16 protein-coding genes are annotated in these 14,104 nt (G+C 63.1%); 9 read left to right on the forward strand and 7 right to left on the reverse strand.

Going from position 1 to position 14,104, the window contains the following annotated elements:
- Nucleotides 1-10 precede the first annotated feature (10 nt).
- Together F4X08_03475 and F4X08_03480 are read right to left on the reverse strand one after the other, a co-directional pair.
- Nucleotides 11-589, reverse strand: a complete 579-nt coding sequence (locus F4X08_03475) for a flavin reductase family protein (GenBank protein MYD24859.1) — start codon at nt 587-589, stop codon at nt 11-13.
- A 19-nt stretch (nt 590-608) separates the two neighbouring features.
- Nucleotides 609-1,247, reverse strand: a complete 639-nt coding sequence (locus tag F4X08_03480; GenBank protein MYD24860.1) for a porin family protein — start codon at nt 1,245-1,247, stop codon at nt 609-611.
- A gap of 208 nt (nt 1,248-1,455) precedes the next feature.
- Between F4X08_03480 and F4X08_03485 the strand changes: the two genes are divergently transcribed.
- The 5 genes from F4X08_03485 (at nt 1,456) to F4X08_03505 (ending at nt 4,476) form a co-directional block, all read left to right on the forward strand.
- Nucleotides 1,456-2,085: a sigma-70 family RNA polymerase sigma factor gene (locus tag F4X08_03485; GenBank protein ID MYD24861.1), complete on the forward strand. Its 630-nt coding sequence runs from the start codon at nt 1,456-1,458 to the stop codon at nt 2,083-2,085.
- Nucleotides 2,072-2,530, forward strand: a complete 459-nt coding sequence (locus F4X08_03490; GenBank protein MYD24862.1) for a hypothetical protein — start codon at nt 2,072-2,074, stop codon at nt 2,528-2,530. The genes F4X08_03485 and F4X08_03490 overlap by 14 nt, the downstream gene beginning before the upstream one ends.
- A complete protein-coding gene (locus F4X08_03495) occupies nt 2,527-3,054 on the forward strand; it encodes a hypothetical protein (protein MYD24863.1) in 528 nt (175 codons plus the stop codon). The genes F4X08_03490 and F4X08_03495 overlap by 4 nt, the downstream gene beginning before the upstream one ends.
- Nucleotides 3,055-3,258: 204 nt before the next feature.
- Entirely contained in the window at nt 3,259-3,864 is a 606-nt protein-coding gene (locus tag F4X08_03500) for a hypothetical protein (GenBank protein MYD24864.1), read from the forward strand.
- A 165-nt stretch (nt 3,865-4,029) separates the two neighbouring features.
- On the forward strand, nt 4,030-4,476 hold the full coding sequence (locus F4X08_03505) for a hypothetical protein (GenBank protein MYD24865.1): 447 nt from the start codon (nt 4,030-4,032) through the stop codon (nt 4,474-4,476).
- Nucleotides 4,477-4,547: 71 nt separating this feature from the next.
- Here F4X08_03505 and F4X08_03510 read toward each other — a convergent pair whose 3' ends face one another.
- Nucleotides 4,548-5,786: a hypothetical protein gene (locus F4X08_03510; GenBank protein ID MYD24866.1), complete on the reverse strand. Its 1,239-nt coding sequence runs from the start codon at nt 5,784-5,786 to the stop codon at nt 4,548-4,550.
- A gap of 161 nt (nt 5,787-5,947) precedes the next feature.
- On the opposite strand from F4X08_03510, the gene F4X08_03515 reads away from it, so the two are divergent.
- The 4 genes from F4X08_03515 to F4X08_03530 all read left to right on the forward strand — a co-directional run bounded on the left by F4X08_03515 (nt 5,948) and on the right by F4X08_03530 (nt 10,251).
- Nucleotides 5,948-7,795 carry a hypothetical protein gene (locus tag F4X08_03515; protein MYD24867.1) on the forward strand — a complete coding sequence of 616 codons (1,848 nt, stop codon included), beginning with the start codon at nt 5,948-5,950 and terminating at the stop codon, nt 7,793-7,795.
- Between the two features lie 12 nt (nt 7,796-7,807).
- Nucleotides 7,808-8,509, forward strand: coding sequence for a DUF2491 family protein (locus F4X08_03520; protein ID MYD24868.1), 702 nt, complete (start codon nt 7,808-7,810; stop codon nt 8,507-8,509).
- Nucleotides 8,510-8,527: 18 nt separating this feature from the next.
- Entirely contained in the window at nt 8,528-9,298 is a 771-nt protein-coding gene (locus F4X08_03525) for a hypothetical protein (protein MYD24869.1), read from the forward strand.
- A 113-nt stretch (nt 9,299-9,411) separates the two neighbouring features.
- Nucleotides 9,412-10,251 carry an ion transporter gene (locus tag F4X08_03530; protein ID MYD24870.1) on the forward strand — a complete coding sequence of 280 codons (840 nt, stop codon included), beginning with the start codon at nt 9,412-9,414 and terminating at the stop codon, nt 10,249-10,251.
- Between the two features lie 65 nt (nt 10,252-10,316).
- Here the strand turns inward: F4X08_03530 and F4X08_03535 are convergent, their stop codons facing one another.
- From F4X08_03535 to F4X08_03550, 4 genes are all read right to left on the reverse strand, one after another.
- Complete coding sequence (locus tag F4X08_03535; GenBank protein MYD24871.1) at nt 10,317-11,150, reverse strand: hypothetical protein; 834 nt, start codon at nt 11,148-11,150, stop codon at nt 10,317-10,319.
- Between the two features lie 80 nt (nt 11,151-11,230).
- The gene (locus F4X08_03540) at nt 11,231-12,262 is read right to left on the reverse strand and encodes a hypothetical protein (GenBank protein MYD24872.1); all 1,032 of its coding nucleotides are present in this window, start codon (nt 12,260-12,262) and stop codon (nt 11,231-11,233) included.
- Nucleotides 12,259-13,089, reverse strand: coding sequence for a hypothetical protein (locus F4X08_03545; GenBank protein MYD24873.1), 831 nt, complete (start codon nt 13,087-13,089; stop codon nt 12,259-12,261). Before F4X08_03545 ends, F4X08_03540 begins: the two co-directional genes overlap by 4 nt.
- A complete protein-coding gene (locus F4X08_03550; GenBank protein MYD24874.1) occupies nt 13,086-14,054 on the reverse strand; it encodes an SMP-30/gluconolactonase/LRE family protein in 969 nt (322 codons plus the stop codon). The genes F4X08_03545 and F4X08_03550 overlap by 4 nt, the downstream gene beginning before the upstream one ends.
- Nucleotides 14,055-14,104: the final 50 nt, after the last annotated feature.

Raw genomic sequence — 14,104 nt, forward strand, 5'->3', positions numbered from 1 at the left:
GATGATGCGGTCAGCCGGAAAGCGTTCCGTACTGGCCGCCGTAGAAGACCAATGGGCGCCCTTGCCCGGCGCCGCCCGCAACGATCTCGCCGATGAAGATGTCGTGATCTCCGCCCTGCAGTATTTCTGTGACGCGGCAGTCAACGTAGGCCAGCGCTTGCTCGAAAACGGGCGAACCCGTGGCCTCGGTCCGGTACGCGATGCCTGAAAAGTCCTTTGGACCGTGCTTTGCGAAACGCACGGAGATTTCTTCCTGTTCTTCGGTCAGAATATTGACGGCGAAGCAGTCGCTGGCCCTGAGGTAGGTGTTCATCTGGGCCTTCACGTCCACCGATACGAGAATGAGCGGGGGATCCAGCGAGAGGGAAGCCACCGCATTGGCGGTCATGCCCTGCGGCCTGTCCTCGTAGCAGGTGGTTACGACGGTCACGCCGGTCGCGAAATGCCCCATGATCCGTCGTTGTTCCATTTGATCAAAAGCCATTTTACCACGCTTGTCAGGGAGTTTTCCGCGATCGGGCAACTGTCTCCCACTGTGATGCATCGTCCCGTCAAAGTCAATGTATTTAAAGATGGTCCCGCGTTTCATTCCCGGTGGCGTCTCAGGGCTACAGCCGAATCACCACGGAAGCGGTTACGGGTATCCACCGGGCGCTTTCATCGAACACATTGCGTGCATGGTTGTACCTCGCCTCCAGGGACAACCGCACGTGGTCGCTGACGGTCAGGTTGACCCCCAGGCCGAACACGAACATGAACGAGTGGTCGCTGGTACCGGAGTCCGCGTCTTCACCCGCGGCAGTGCGATCGGATCGGCCCGTGAAGCGATCGGGCCGACCTGTGGCCCTGACCCATCCCACGCCCCCGTGGCCATAGAATCCCACGGGATCCGCGATCCCCTCAATCAGCAGGCCCACATTGCCACCCGTCAGCGTTTTATCGGCAACCGATGCCGACCCCTCGTTAGCCATCCCTTCATTCGAATGCGAAAACGCCGAGCCTTCAATTCCGAAACGACTGTGATGGCCCTCGAGCAACAGGAAGTAACCTTCATCGACGGGTATCGCCAGGCCAGCGACCAGAAAAGGGCCGGCCGAAGCCGTACCGTCCGCCAGGTCACCGATGGGCATGGCGGGTCCGCCTCCAAACCTGACATTCGCCTGCCCCTCGGCCTGCAGCGGTGAAAACATACACGCGATCGCCAGACAAACACCACGCACTTGAGAACTCCCTTCATGCAGCATCATGTCGCAACTTCGAATTCACCGGAAAGAACGGACCGATTTTTTGGCTCAATGAGCAGGTTCCGTGTGAAAGAAGTAACTTATTTCTGAATTTTGTGGGAATAGAATCGGCGCCGGCGTGGTCTAATCAGTAGGCAGCGACAACCGTTCGGATCGATCTCCGGTACTTTCGAGATGCGTTAACGGGCCGCGCCGGCCGACAGTCCGTTGGATGCTGACCATATTGTTCCGGCCATTCGAGGGAAGCGGGATGAGGGAAGACGCCTTGACGGACGAAGCACTGGTCGACGCCGCCCGCGATGGGTGCGAGGACGCCTTCCGCACCCTCGTGGAACGATACGAAGGCCGCGTGGCGTCCGTCGTGATCCGCATGCTGGGGAACACTCCCGAAGCCGAGGACGCGGGGCAGGAGACTTTCATCCGGTTCTATCGCGGCTTGCGAGGATTCCGCGGTCAGGCGTCAGTCGGCACCTACCTGACGCGGATCGCCATCAACCTCTCGCTCACCGAACTCAAAAAACGCCGGCGACGTTCGATCTTCGTCCCCTTCACACCGCCGGGCAGGGAAGACGACACACCGGAACCGGAATATGCCGACCCGGCGGCCAGTGCCGAATACGACGACACGGCCGACCGGATTCAGGCGGCGCTGAACCGATTGAAGCCCGAATTCCGTTCCGTGATTGTACTCCGGCTGATAGAGGGCTACTCGACGAAAGAAACCGCCGAGATCCTGGGCTTGCCCGTCGGGACGGTACTGTCCCGCCTGAGGAGGTCCCAGGAGAAACTGAAACGCATGCTTATTTCCTCTAACAGGGAGCTTGTCCATGAAACGGTCTGAACTGGATCTGCTGTACCGGTCGCTGGATGCGTCCCTGACGCCCGGTGAACAAAGCCGCCTGGACGCGGCGTTGCGGCGCGATCCCGGCCTGCGGGACGAATACGAGCGACTGGTCCGGCTGCGAAGCCAGGTCGAAAACCAGGAATCGCCCTCGTTCCGGGCGGATTTCTCCCAACGCGTCATGGAACGCCTGGCGGCGGAATCCACGGCCATTCCGGCGTCGAATCCTGAAGGTGGGACAACGCCTGAATTCGAGGACGCGCTGTCCCTCATGTTCCGCAAAGTGGCGGTGGCCGCTTCGGTCGCTGCCGTCCTGTTGTTGACCTACAACCTGGCCACGTCCGAAAACGTCTCCATCACCACGTCGTTCGGGCTGACCGAGGAACTGTATCCTGAAGACCTGTACGACGCGCGGATCGCGCTGGAATCGGAGGGCGAATTATGAACATCCATCTGAAGACCGCGGCCATTCTGCTGGCCACGTTGATCATCGGCATGGTCTGCGGCGCGCTCATCCTGGGCGCTTTTGCCCGGGACCAGTTGCAACCTCCGCCCCAGGTGACCCGGGAACGCTTCGTGGAACGGTGGGTCAGGATGGTGCGGCCGGACCCGGCGCAGATGCAGAGGATCCGGGAAGTGGTGAACGAGCACGAACCCGGGTTCCGGGAGAACTACATGCGCCACCGGCAGGAGATGCAGGTCCTGGTCGATTCGTTGCACAGGGACCTGGAACCCATCCTTACCGAAACGCAACTCGAGCGGATCAAGCGGATCCGCGAAGGACGCGAACGCATCCGCGAGTTCCGCCGTGATGGCGATCACGAATCGCGCAGAGACCGTCCCCGACGGCCGCCCGGACGCAACCGGGCCGGCGAGGGCCCCCGGGGGGATCGTCCTGACAGCATTCGTTCGGAAGGGCGCGGGAGCGACGACCGTACGGAAGGGCGCGGGAACGGCGGCGACCACTGACTCCTCGTTCCGACAGGCCATGAGTGGCACGATCGCCGGTTGAATGCCCGGCCTCTGGACCCGCAACCGGGCAATGTACGGATGTAAAGAAAGTCGGAATAAACTTCACCCGGCCACTGTCTAATCCTGTAGAGCAGCACGAAGACGATCTCCGGAGATCGCGGTTCATACATCCGCCAGCATTACCACGAAGGGAGCGACAAAATGAAAAAGATCATTTCAGGAACCATCGCCGGCGCGCTGAGTATCGTCGTACTGACCTGGACTATTGTCGTACTGGCCTGGGCTTCTGATGCGATGGGCCGGATCGGTCATGAGGATGCTGACGTGCTCGACGGAGTAGCTGAACTCGCAGCGGCTGGATCGTCCGGCGAGTTCGATGACATCCTGGCCGTCGATCTCGCCGATGACGACGCGGATGACGTGCGGACGCGTCTGTCCCGGAGAGGAATGTCCGGTCTCGAGCTCACGGACGAGCAGGAGGATAAGATCGAGACGCTGCGTTCTGCCTACACGCGGGAAATGATACAGCTTCGCGCCGACTCAAGGCTTGCGCGGGTCGATCTTCGCGAACTGATGAATGAGATCAGCCCGGACATCGACAGGGTGAAGGAACTGGCCGCGGCCGCATCGGCGGCCCAGGGCGCCGTATTCGAGCGAAGCGCGCTCTACCGCGCCGAGTTCAAGCATGTCCTGACCCCGGAGCAGCAGGAGAACCTGCGGGAGTCATTCCGCGACCGGCGCGACGGTCGCCGGGACTCCGGGATGCGTGGGCGGCGCGACGGCCGCGAATCGCGCAACCTGCGTTGAGCAGGTGTCGCAAGCTGAAGGAATTCGAAGCGCGTTAAGTGGTTTGACGCAGTGATCGTAGACGAACACATGCCGCGGAAGGATCCAGGTCCGGCCGCGGCATTTAACCGCGGAATCATGCCGCAACATTCAATCGCCAAATTGGATTAAAAAAGGAGTCGAAACATGAGATACCGTCTTCACCTGGCCATACTCGGCCTGATCATGACTGCGTTTGTCGTAAACGACGCGGCCGCGCAGCGAGGCGGATTCGGCCGCGGGGGCGGCCGTGGCCAGAACAACGCCATGATGGAACGAATGCGGGCGGTGAGTACCTTCCCGGTCGACCGTATCTGGCACGTGTTGAGCATCCGGATGGACACGACCGACGAACAGGTGCTCCAATTGCGCCCGGTCGTGAAGGAAGCCTCGTCTCAGAAGGCCGCGCTGGTGGAGCAGGCCACGAAGTCCGAGGACTGGAGCTGGCTGCGCGAACAACTGGAAGCGAATGAAAAGCAGTTTAAGGAGAACCTGAAGGGCATGCTTTCCGCCGACGAGTTTAAAGCGTTCGAGCAACTGGCGGAGGAAGCGTCAAGCCTGATGCCGGACAGGCAAGGCAGGCCCAGGCGTTGACGGTGCGGGTTCACCTGGTCCGTCCGGCTTACCCGGGTTCGCCGGGATTCGCCGGGATCGCACGGACCCGCCTATCCCGACCACCGATCTATTTTCTCTTCATCCAGGTCCATACCCAACCCCGGATTCTCGAAAGGAGCGAGTTCACCGCCGTCGAGGGTGAAGGGGTTGGCGCATACATCGTCCCGAAGCAAGCCGGGCCCCACCAGGTCCGAGGGTACCTCGACGTTCGCCGATGAAACGGCGAGATGCACCGACGCCGCGGTACCGGGTCCCAGTTCGATGGTGCTGCCCAGCAAGGCGGGCATCCCCGCAGTCTCCGCGGCGTGGAGCAGGCGGCCCGCGCGGCGAAGCCCGCCGGCCTGGCAAGGGACGACGTTGACGATGTCCACGGCGCGGTGGCGGATCAGGGCCGTCATGAAGGCGTCCCCGAGATCGGCGACATGCTCGATGATGGGTATGGGGGAGCGGCGGCGGACTTTCGCCAGCGCTTCGGCAATGCCCTCCGCATCCGCTTCAATCCGGGCGGGATCCTCCCGCGACATGGGCCGTGAGAGCGCGCGAATCGGCGTCTCGCACGCGTCGGCCCCGGCCTCCGCCATGTCGCGCAGCCTGGCCAGGGCCTCGTCTTCCTCCCAGTAACCGCTGGCATCCACCTTGATGTAGGCTTCGGGTCCCGCAATCCTGCGTGTAAGTCTCACCCGCTCGAGGTCCCGTTCGTGGTCCTCGCCCACCTTGAGCTTGAAGGCCTTCATGCCCGATCCCACTTGGTCGGCAACCTCCCGCTCAAGAGCACGCAGTTCGTCTTCGAGCGTGGCGTCGCCGCGCAGATAGGCCACCCAGGAAACGGATGCGGCGCGCCGGCACCGGCCGCCCAGGAGTTCGTACAACGGAAGGCTGTGCGTCTTTCCGACCAGGTCGAGCAACGCACATTCGACGCCGAAGAGCATCAATTGCCGGAGTTCGGGGTACCAGTCGCCGGGAAGCGCCTCGTCGACACTGTCATAGAGGCTGCGCCACGCGCGCACGTCGCCGTCGGCCAGCACGTCACTGCCGGCCAGCACGTCGCCACCGGCCAGCACGCCGGACAACAGGTCCCGCAGCACCGTGGGTGTAGGGGCGTCCATCCGCGGCGCGATATCGGAGACCTCGCCGATACCGGTCAAGCCATCCGGCGTCTTCAATTCGATGATCTGGTAGGTGGACCGACCGTGATCGATGGTGGCCTTCAGTAACTTGGGGTCCGCGCAGTAGGTATCGTAGATGCGCGGTACGGCCACCTGGCGCACGCGGACGTCGGAGATTCGCATTTCGGTATGTTACCGCCGTCGAGTTCCGGGGTCAATGGCATCTTCATTCGTCGTTCGCGCGGTTTCCCTGCCGGTTGCAACTTGCCTGAAGGGTACATAGTCTATATCTTTAAAGAGCCAGATTCCGAACACACAACCCGACTACACAGGGGAAGTACCTCATGTCTCGATATTTGAAACTGGTCTTGATGACCGGCTTGATCGCGCTGATGGGTGGTTTTTTGCAGACCGGACCGGGCGCGGAGCGTTCGGTGGCGACCGATCGCCTGCGTTCGGCCGACGACGCGGCGCGGACCGCGGAAAGCGCGATAAGCGCCGTGCCAATCTCGAAAAGCGCTGAAAACGCGGAACGAACTATCCGGGAGATCACCGGACTGTTCGGTCCATTCGGTCCGGAGGAAGCCTACGCCCGCCGCGGTTTCGGCGGTTTCCGGAGTTCACGGTCCCTTTGGAATCGCCGCAGTTCCTTTGGCCGGCGCAGCCCTTTCTCCCGGAGCAACACGGCTGCCGCCACGCGGCAGACACCGGCCCGCACGACGCGGCAATCCGCCACGCCGGCGCGCAGCACGTCGGCCGGGCAACCCTCGGCCACCGCGGCGCGTTCGACCCGGGCAGGCGCCGCATCCACCGGCCGGGCCACGGCGCGGTCTTCGGTCATGGGCCGGCGGGTCCAGAGCGAAACGGCGCGCCGGTCGCTGGCCACGCACCAGTCCAGGCAGGCCGGTTTCGCCCGGTCGTCCAACTCGGCCGCCAATACGAGCACCTACCGGGATAACGGCCTCTACAACCGGGGCTCGCAGAACCGCACGTCCTACGACAACTACTACGCAGGCCGAGACAGTTATTATGGGGGCATGGGCTGGAGGACGCCGGGATACGCCTTCATGTCATACCCCAGCTTCGGCATGTGGGACGCCCTGTTCATGTGGTCCATGCTGGACATGATGAGCAGCCGCCGTCACTACGCTGTGGCCCATCACCATGCCAACGACCCGGGGTACCAGGAATGGCGCGGCGAGGCCGAGCGCCTGGCCGAGGACAACGCGGAACTGCGTGCGAAGCTGGACGAGCTGGACCGACAGGTCGCCACGCTGGAAGGCACGCCGAGAGATCCCGAATACCTGCCGCCCGGCGTCACCCCGGCGATCGCCCTGGCCGCCGAAGTCGTGGCCACCGCCGATCCGAACCAACCCCGCATTACGGTGAATACGGGGGTGGCGAATGGCAATTACCATCGATTCGGCCAGATCCTGCAGACGCACCTGCCTGATTTCGACGTGATGCTCGAGACGACGGCGGGTTCGGAGGAGAACCTGAACAACCTGGTCCAGAACCAGGTCGACGCGATCCTCGTGCAGAGCGACATCCTGAACTCCTACCTGCGCAGGAACCCTGACGCGGAAGACCAACTGGTCGGGCTGCAGTCGACCCTGTACACCGAGTACGTGCAACTGATCGTCAACGAGGACGGCGGCATCGCGAGCGTCTCCGACCTCGAGCCGAACACCCATATCGTGTACGTCGGCCCCCGGGGTTCGGGGACGCACAGGGCCTGGGAGGGCTTCGTCCTGCAGGATCCGAGGTACGGGGAGTTCAATACGCGGTTCGCCAGCTACGAGGAAGCGTTGAGCCAGGTGGCGGGAGATGCCAATTCGGTCATGCTGTTCGTCGCCGGCCTCAACTCGGAGCTGCTCAAGGAGGCGGACCGCCAGTACGGACTGCAGTTGAGCATGGTCGCCGTGGACGAGCACTATTTCAGCACGGCCGTGGACCAGTTCGGAAACACGATCTACGAGGTGGCGACGATCCCCCACGAGACCTATCCCGAGCTGCAGGAAGGCTGGCTCTTCGGCTATTTCGACAGCAGCGTCGAGACGCTCACGGTGGACGCCATCCTGATCCTGTCCAAGCAGTGGGTGGATACCTACGGCAGCAAGCCGATGACCCTCTTCGAGGACGCCCTGTGGCGGTCCATCGACGACATCAAGCCCATCGTGGGCGAGGAGTAGCGCTAAGGCCCGATGAGCTTTCACATCATTCGTTCCGTAGCGAAGAAGCAGGCGAAAGAGGCGGCTGGTTTTTTTCGGAAGAAACCCGAGCGGGTCGACCAGGACCTGCCCCTGGGCGTCGCCATCGACCGGTTGGTCGACATTGATGCTGTCGCGTCGTCCACCTTTACCGGTCTCGTCCATTTCAACTTTCCCTCCTTTCCCATGGCCATCGAGGCGATCGGAAAGATCGACCTCGGCGAAGGGGCCATGGCCTACCGGTGCTATCTCCAGGATACCTCGGCGTTTCTCCAGGTGGTGTCGGACCACGGGGAGCCCGTGGAATGCCGCCTGTACGTGCTCGACCGGGATCTGTATCCCCATTCCGAGGAAGTCTGGGAACAGTGGCTGAACAGCACGGACGGCATCATAGGATCCCCGGAAGTGCTGCACGGCGACGGGGAGGAAAGAAGCTACCAGCGGGAATGGATGGACGGCGACGGGCAGTCTGCCCCGGTACAGGTCGACGAGCGGATCATCCGCGACGCGTACGGAGAGCAGGTCTTCGAGGAAACCCAGCAGGCCATGTCCTACTTCCGGGTGGCGAGCGGGGATCCCCACAACCCGGAAGATCCCGAGCGCGTGGACGAATTCCTGTTGATCAGCGCGGGCGACGGCGTTATAGAACTGTATCTGGGCGTGGCATTGATGCTCGAGGAAGTCACGGTTATTTAAACGCGAAAGGATGAAAAAATGATCTGGAAGTTTCTCTCCCGCGTCGGCAAGAAACAGGCCGGCAACGCCCTGGAGTCCTTCACCCAGGCCGTGGTGGCCTTCGACCCGGAAACCGCCTCCGAGGCGCAGATCTCCCTCATGGAAGAGGAACTCGATAAGCTCGGGAAGCGGGTCGGCAAGGCCGAGATGGACGTGAAGAAGGACCATGAAGAGACGCAGGCGCTGTTGACGCAGTACGACCGGTACCTGGCCGCCGCCGAACGGATCGAAGGCCAGCTCGAAGGGGCGGACGAGGCCCAGCGGCCCAAGCTGGAGGAGAGCCTGGAGAAGCTGGTCGCGGAACTGGAGCGTCTGAACCCGGAGATCGAACGGGAGCGCCAGGAGGACCAGGAAGCGGAGGCCTTCGCGACCGAGCTGCGCCAGGCCTACGATGTGGCAGCGGAGAAGCTCAAGAAGGCGCAGGTCCAGCTGAAACAGGCCCAGCGCCGCATGGAGCAGGCCCGTATGAAGAAGGAGCGGTCCCTCGAACGTGCCGAGGGCGTACGGCAGGCCGCGGGACTGAGCAGTTCAATGGGCGGTCTCGACACGGCCCTCAACGCCATGGACAAGGAGACGGAGAAGGCGGAGACGACCTCCCGTGCCGCGGAGCTGAAGATCGGCGCCTTCGGCCAGACCGAAATCAGCGATGATCCAAACATCGCGGCGGCCCTTGAAGCGGCCGACAAACCCGCGCTACCCGCTTCGTCGACGCGGGACCGGCTGGCGGCCCTGCGTTCCAGGAAGTCCTGAGACCGTCGCAGGATCTGAAATCAAAGGCTCACCCGATGCGAAAAGCGGACGGTGGGCCTTTCTCTTTAAATATGCCTTAGATAAGCCCACCGAACTCTCCCAGGAGGCAAACCATGCCGGGAATCCTGTCCTCCCTCCTTGCGGCCGTACACCGTTTCGGTCCCTACGTACTGGCCGTCAACATGATCCTCTATTTTATCGAGTTGCAGTATACCCAGACGCGCAGCAGCCTGGACGCCGGCGCCTGGGCGGGGTTCATCTGGATCGAACGGGTCATCGCCGGGTTCTTCACCCTGGAATACGTGCTGCGCATCAAGCTGGCGCCGCACAAGGGGAAGTACCTGCGCAGCGGGCTCGGGTTGATCGACCTGGTCAGCATCCTGCCCTTCTGGATCGGATTCTATCCCGGCCTGACCCAGGAGCAGCTCGGCCTGGTGCGCGGCGCGCGGACGCTCCGGCTGCTCAAGATGTTCCGGTACAGCCCCAAGCTGGCGGAGTTCGCCCGGTCCATGTATACCAATCGCGTCCGGGTCATTCCCATCTTCCTCATCACCATCATGTACCTGATGATCAGCTCTACCGTGATCTACGAGGTGGAACGCCGCGCCCAGCCGGAGGTATTCAATGTCTACGGCGACAGCATCTGGTGGGCCGTGGTGACCTCCACCACGGTGGGGTACGGGGACAAGTACCCGGTCACGCCCCTGGGACAGGGGGCCACCGTCCTGATGATGATGGTGGGCATCGGTATCGTGGGCATGATCTTCGGGTTTTTCGCGGACAGCTTCCACGACTCCCGGCAACCGCTGGAACCTACGTTAATGGAGGCGTACTGCCGGGGTGTTCACGAGGAGGGGAAGGAGGGCCGCACGGTGCAGGCCCTGCGGCAGACTCACCGCAGCAACCCGCAATTCCTGATCTTCGCCGATACGGTGGACCGGTATATCGGTTAGGCGGAAGGAGCAAACCAGGCGGAAGGCGCGAGTTAGGCGAAATGCGCGAACTAGAGGGATGATGTCTATTCCGACCCGGTCTCTGGATCCGTCTCTGGATCGGGTTCGGGATCGGGCTCGAACGTCCCGATGGATTCCTTGAGGGAAATCAGCCTCCGGAGCCGTCTCCGGTCCTTGGGCGTGAAACGATCCGTGTAGGCGTCGTAGATGGGTTGCTCGGGCGCGCCGTCGATGCGCGTGACGATCACGTACAGAAAGAGGTTGTCCACGTCCTCCGGGGCGTTCTTCCAGACGGGCGACAGCAGGGCGAAGTTCCAGACGGCCCGCTCGTCCGGCCCCAGGTCCTTGCCCTCCGTGTGCCGGATGTTGTAGTTGAAATCGTCGTCCAGGATCCACTTCCGGGGTTCCCTTCTCATGAGCGAACCGCGGAAGTACACCTTGGAGATCCGGTGTTCCGTCCGGTTGTGTATGGAGAGTTTCACGACGGACCGGCCGCGCTGCACGTAGTACTCGACCCCACGCACCCTCACGTCCTTGAGACTTTCCATGGCGGAATCCGTGTTCTCCTGCTTCTCCTCGAGGGCCTCGATGGCCTTGTTCACCCGCTCGTTCCACTCCGCGAAGATGTCCGTCGCGTCCATGCCGTCCAGCCGGCCGCGGATCCGGTTCTGTATGGCGTCTGACGCGTTCAGCGAGCTGATTACGTTGTCGCTGTAGAGGTACTCGAACGCATCCAGCACGTCGTCTAGTCTTTCCTGGTCGTCCTCGGCCAGGGTGGCCTTGACCTCGGCGATGGATGCGTCGAAGGTATCGACGTCCGTGCCATCTATGGTAGGACCGGACTTGCAGGCCATCGCGACCAGCGCGAGACCCGCGGTAAACAGACTCAGGCGCGTCATTGTTCGTCTCCTGCCGAACACGCTTCCGTAAGCTCTTGCGTTCATGTAAATACTATCCGGTTTTTGCTGAATGTACAAGATTAAACGTTCTCGGCCGCACGCAGTTCCTCTGCAGGTTTGCGCGCCACGAAATCGTGCAGTTCGCGCCTGGAGAGGACGGACGTGGCCGGTTTCTGCACGATGACGGCCGCCGCGTCGTTGGCGAGCACCCCCGCCTTTTCGAGGGGTAGCCCCAGCGCCGCGCCGATGGCCAGTCCCGCCCGTACCGTGTCTCCGCAGCCGACCTTGTCTACGGGTTGTACCCGATGCCCGGGCACGTGGAAGAACCCGCCCGATCCCACGCCGCAGAGTCCGTGCGCGCCGAGGGTGACTACCGTGTTCCGGCAGCCCAGCGCGTCGTGCAGTCGCCGGCAGTCGGTTTCCAGCCGGTCCATGGAGAACCCGCCGATGAGTTCGGTGGCCTCGGCGGCGTTCGGCGCGATGATGTCCACGCCGGAGAAGGCCTCCCGGTTTCCCGGTTTGAAATCGACCACGACCGGGATTTCATGGAGGCGGCATTCACGGATAATCTGGCCCGCGTTCTCCGTGGTAAAGACGCCCTTGTCGTAGTCGCTCAGGACCACCACGTCGGTTTCCGGCAGCGCGCGAAGCACTTCCTTCACCAGCGCGGCCGAGATCCTTTCGCCCACCCGGTCGGTGCTCTCGGAATCGCGGCGCAGCAGGTAGTCGTCGTCCAGGTACAGCCGGACCTTGGTCGTGGTGGCCCGGCCGCCGTCCCGGATCAGGCCGTGGCGGATGGACAAACCGTCGGCGAGCTCCCGGATCTTGAAGTAATGTTCGTCGTCGCCCGTCACGCCCGCGAGGGTGGTGCGCACGTCCAGGGAAGCCAGGTTGGCGGCCACGTTGCCCGCGCCGCCCAGCACCTTGATCGTCTCCTGTGCCTGGTAGGCCCGCTTTCCTGGCTTCTCCGAATCGATGGGCTTGCTGTCGCCGGTCCGGCAGAACTCGTAGACGTCGAGCATGACGTCCCCGACGACGAGGGCGCGCAGTTCCGGGAGACGATCGATGACCTCGAGCGCACTGCCGGGGTTGTAGTCCGGGTTCCGGTTCATGGGCTTTCCATTCCGACGCCCTTCATCGATGCGATGCGGGCGATGAGGCCGGCCTGGTCGAGGATGGCGAAACCTGCGCGTCGCGCCAGCGCGTGGTCGTCCGGTCCGATGTACCCCCAGGAAGCCAGCATCAGTTCGAGCTGGGGCTCACCGGCGTTACCGGGCTTACCGGCGTTGAAATGGGCGTCGAGTTCCACCAGGTTGCCTATGGAGTCGTCGACGAACCCGTACCGCTCCCGGCCGAACCGCGCCTTGATCGCCTCCAGGTTCTCGATCTTGGTGGCCCCGTGATCGCCCGCGTACACGTTTTCCGGCCGGACGGCCAGGCCGAAGTGGTGGCACAGGGTCACGGTGGCCTCCCGGTTCTTGTTGGTCAGGATCACGATCCCTTCGGCGTCCACCCCTTTCAATTCGTCCCAGACCGGCTGGTAGACCGTGTTGAGCGACGGCCACTGGACGGGATCGTGGACGACGAACCGCTTCCGGGCCGCGAAGAACCGGACCGTGCGTTCCTTCAGGGGAACGTCCGACGATTCGCGGATCGCCCGGTATTCCGCCGGATCCAGCCGGTGGTCGACGGGCAGGCCGGCGTTCTCGACACACCAGGCCATCAGGTTGATCGCGTCGCCGGCTGGCTGGACGTGGAACCGGTTGGTCACGAAGAGCGCCGCCGCGTTGCCGGGCAGATCGTCCGGAGAAGTGGCCAGTCCGCCCGTGACCGCATTGTAGGCCGTGATCGACATCTCCACGACGGAATTCAGCAGGACGCCGTCGAAATCGAAAATGAGCATGGACCCGTTGTCGGGGGCCTGCTGTAGACGCGTCACGGCCGCTGCACCCCCTGGGCTTCGACGTAGAGGGCGTACAGCGACTGACTGGCGGCCATGAACAGCCGGTTCTTCTTCACGCCGCCGAAGCACAGGTTGGCGCAGGGCTCCGGCAGGTGGATCATCCCAAGCCGGTCGCCTTCCGGGGAGAAGCAGACCACGCCGTTCGTGTCCGGTCCGCCCCAGCCGGAGGCGGCCCACAGATTGCCGTCCACGTCGGTCCGGACGCCGTCGGAGGAAGCTGGTTTCATGTCGGTGAATATGCGGGAGCTTGTGGCGCGGGTACCCGAAATGTCCAGTACCCGGATATGGGCGGGTCCGTCGGGGTCGTGGGAAGCGCCTGTATCTACAACGTATAGACGTGATTCGTCGGGCGAGAAGCAGAGCCCGTTGGGACGCATGAAGTCATCGGCGATGACGGTCGCGCCGCCCGTGAACGGGTCCAGTCGATACACGCGGGTGGGCTGTTCGAATTCGGCCTTGTGCCCTTCGTAGTTCATCAGGATGCCGTACCCCGGGTCGGTGAACCAGACCGAGCCGTCGGAGTGCACCGCCACGTCGTTCGGCGCGTTGAGCCGCTTGCCGTCGAACCGGTCGATCAGCACGGTGATCGTCCCGTCGTGATCCGTGCGCGTCACCCGCCGGGTGTCGTGCTCGCAGGAGATCAGCCGCCCCTCGCGGTCCCGCGTGTTGCCGTTGGTGTTGTTGGACGGCTTGCGGAAGACGGACACCGCGCCGGTCTCTTCGTCCCAGCGCAGCAAGCGGTTGTTGGGGATGTCGCTCCATACCAGGCATCGGGCGTCGCCGATCCATACGGGGCCTTCCGACCACCGCGTCCCGGTGAACAACCGCTCGATCCCCGCCGTGTGCAGCACGTAGGGTTTGAACCGGTCGTCGATGATCTCGACATCGGGATCGGGATAGCTCACGAGACCCCGGTCCCAATCCCTGCCATGGTCGTTCATATCCGCTCCGTGATGAGGCGTGTCGTATCCATCCGGTCGGCATCAATGCA

Source organism: Gemmatimonadota bacterium (assembly GCA_009841265.1).
Classification (GTDB): Bacteria; JAAXHH01; JAAXHH01; order JAAXHH01; family JAAXHH01; genus JAAXHH01.

What these genes read in the sequence shown, in the direction of transcription:
- F4X08_03550 (MYD24874.1), bottom strand. Translation starts at nt 14,054, where the DNA reads ATGAACGACCATGGCAGGGATTGGGACCGGGGTCTCGTGAGCTATCCC.
- F4X08_03505 (MYD24865.1), top strand. Translation starts at nt 4,030, where the DNA reads ATGAGATACCGTCTTCACCTGGCCATACTCGGCCTGATCATGACTGCG.
- F4X08_03525 (MYD24869.1), top strand. Translation starts at nt 8,528, where the DNA reads ATGATCTGGAAGTTTCTCTCCCGCGTCGGCAAGAAACAGGCCGGCAAC.
- F4X08_03535 (MYD24871.1), bottom strand. Translation starts at nt 11,150, where the DNA reads ATGACGCGCCTGAGTCTGTTTACCGCGGGTCTCGCGCTGGTCGCGATG.
- F4X08_03520 (MYD24868.1), top strand. Translation starts at nt 7,808, where the DNA reads ATGAGCTTTCACATCATTCGTTCCGTAGCGAAGAAGCAGGCGAAAGAG.
- F4X08_03530 (MYD24870.1), top strand. Translation starts at nt 9,412, where the DNA reads ATGCCGGGAATCCTGTCCTCCCTCCTTGCGGCCGTACACCGTTTCGGT.
- F4X08_03490 (MYD24862.1), top strand. Translation starts at nt 2,072, where the DNA reads ATGAAACGGTCTGAACTGGATCTGCTGTACCGGTCGCTGGATGCGTCC.
- F4X08_03540 (MYD24872.1), bottom strand. Translation starts at nt 12,262, where the DNA reads ATGAACCGGAACCCGGACTACAACCCCGGCAGTGCGCTCGAGGTCATC.
- F4X08_03515 (MYD24867.1), top strand. Translation starts at nt 5,948, where the DNA reads ATGTCTCGATATTTGAAACTGGTCTTGATGACCGGCTTGATCGCGCTG.
- F4X08_03485 (MYD24861.1), top strand. Translation starts at nt 1,456, where the DNA reads ATGCTGACCATATTGTTCCGGCCATTCGAGGGAAGCGGGATGAGGGAA.
- F4X08_03480 (MYD24860.1), bottom strand. Translation starts at nt 1,247, where the DNA reads ATGATGCTGCATGAAGGGAGTTCTCAAGTGCGTGGTGTTTGTCTGGCG.
- F4X08_03495 (MYD24863.1), top strand. Translation starts at nt 2,527, where the DNA reads ATGAACATCCATCTGAAGACCGCGGCCATTCTGCTGGCCACGTTGATC.
- F4X08_03510 (MYD24866.1), bottom strand. Translation starts at nt 5,786, where the DNA reads ATGCGAATCTCCGACGTCCGCGTGCGCCAGGTGGCCGTACCGCGCATC.
- F4X08_03500 (MYD24864.1), top strand. Translation starts at nt 3,259, where the DNA reads ATGAAAAAGATCATTTCAGGAACCATCGCCGGCGCGCTGAGTATCGTC.
- F4X08_03475 (MYD24859.1), bottom strand. Translation starts at nt 589, where the DNA reads ATGAAACGCGGGACCATCTTTAAATACATTGACTTTGACGGGACGATG.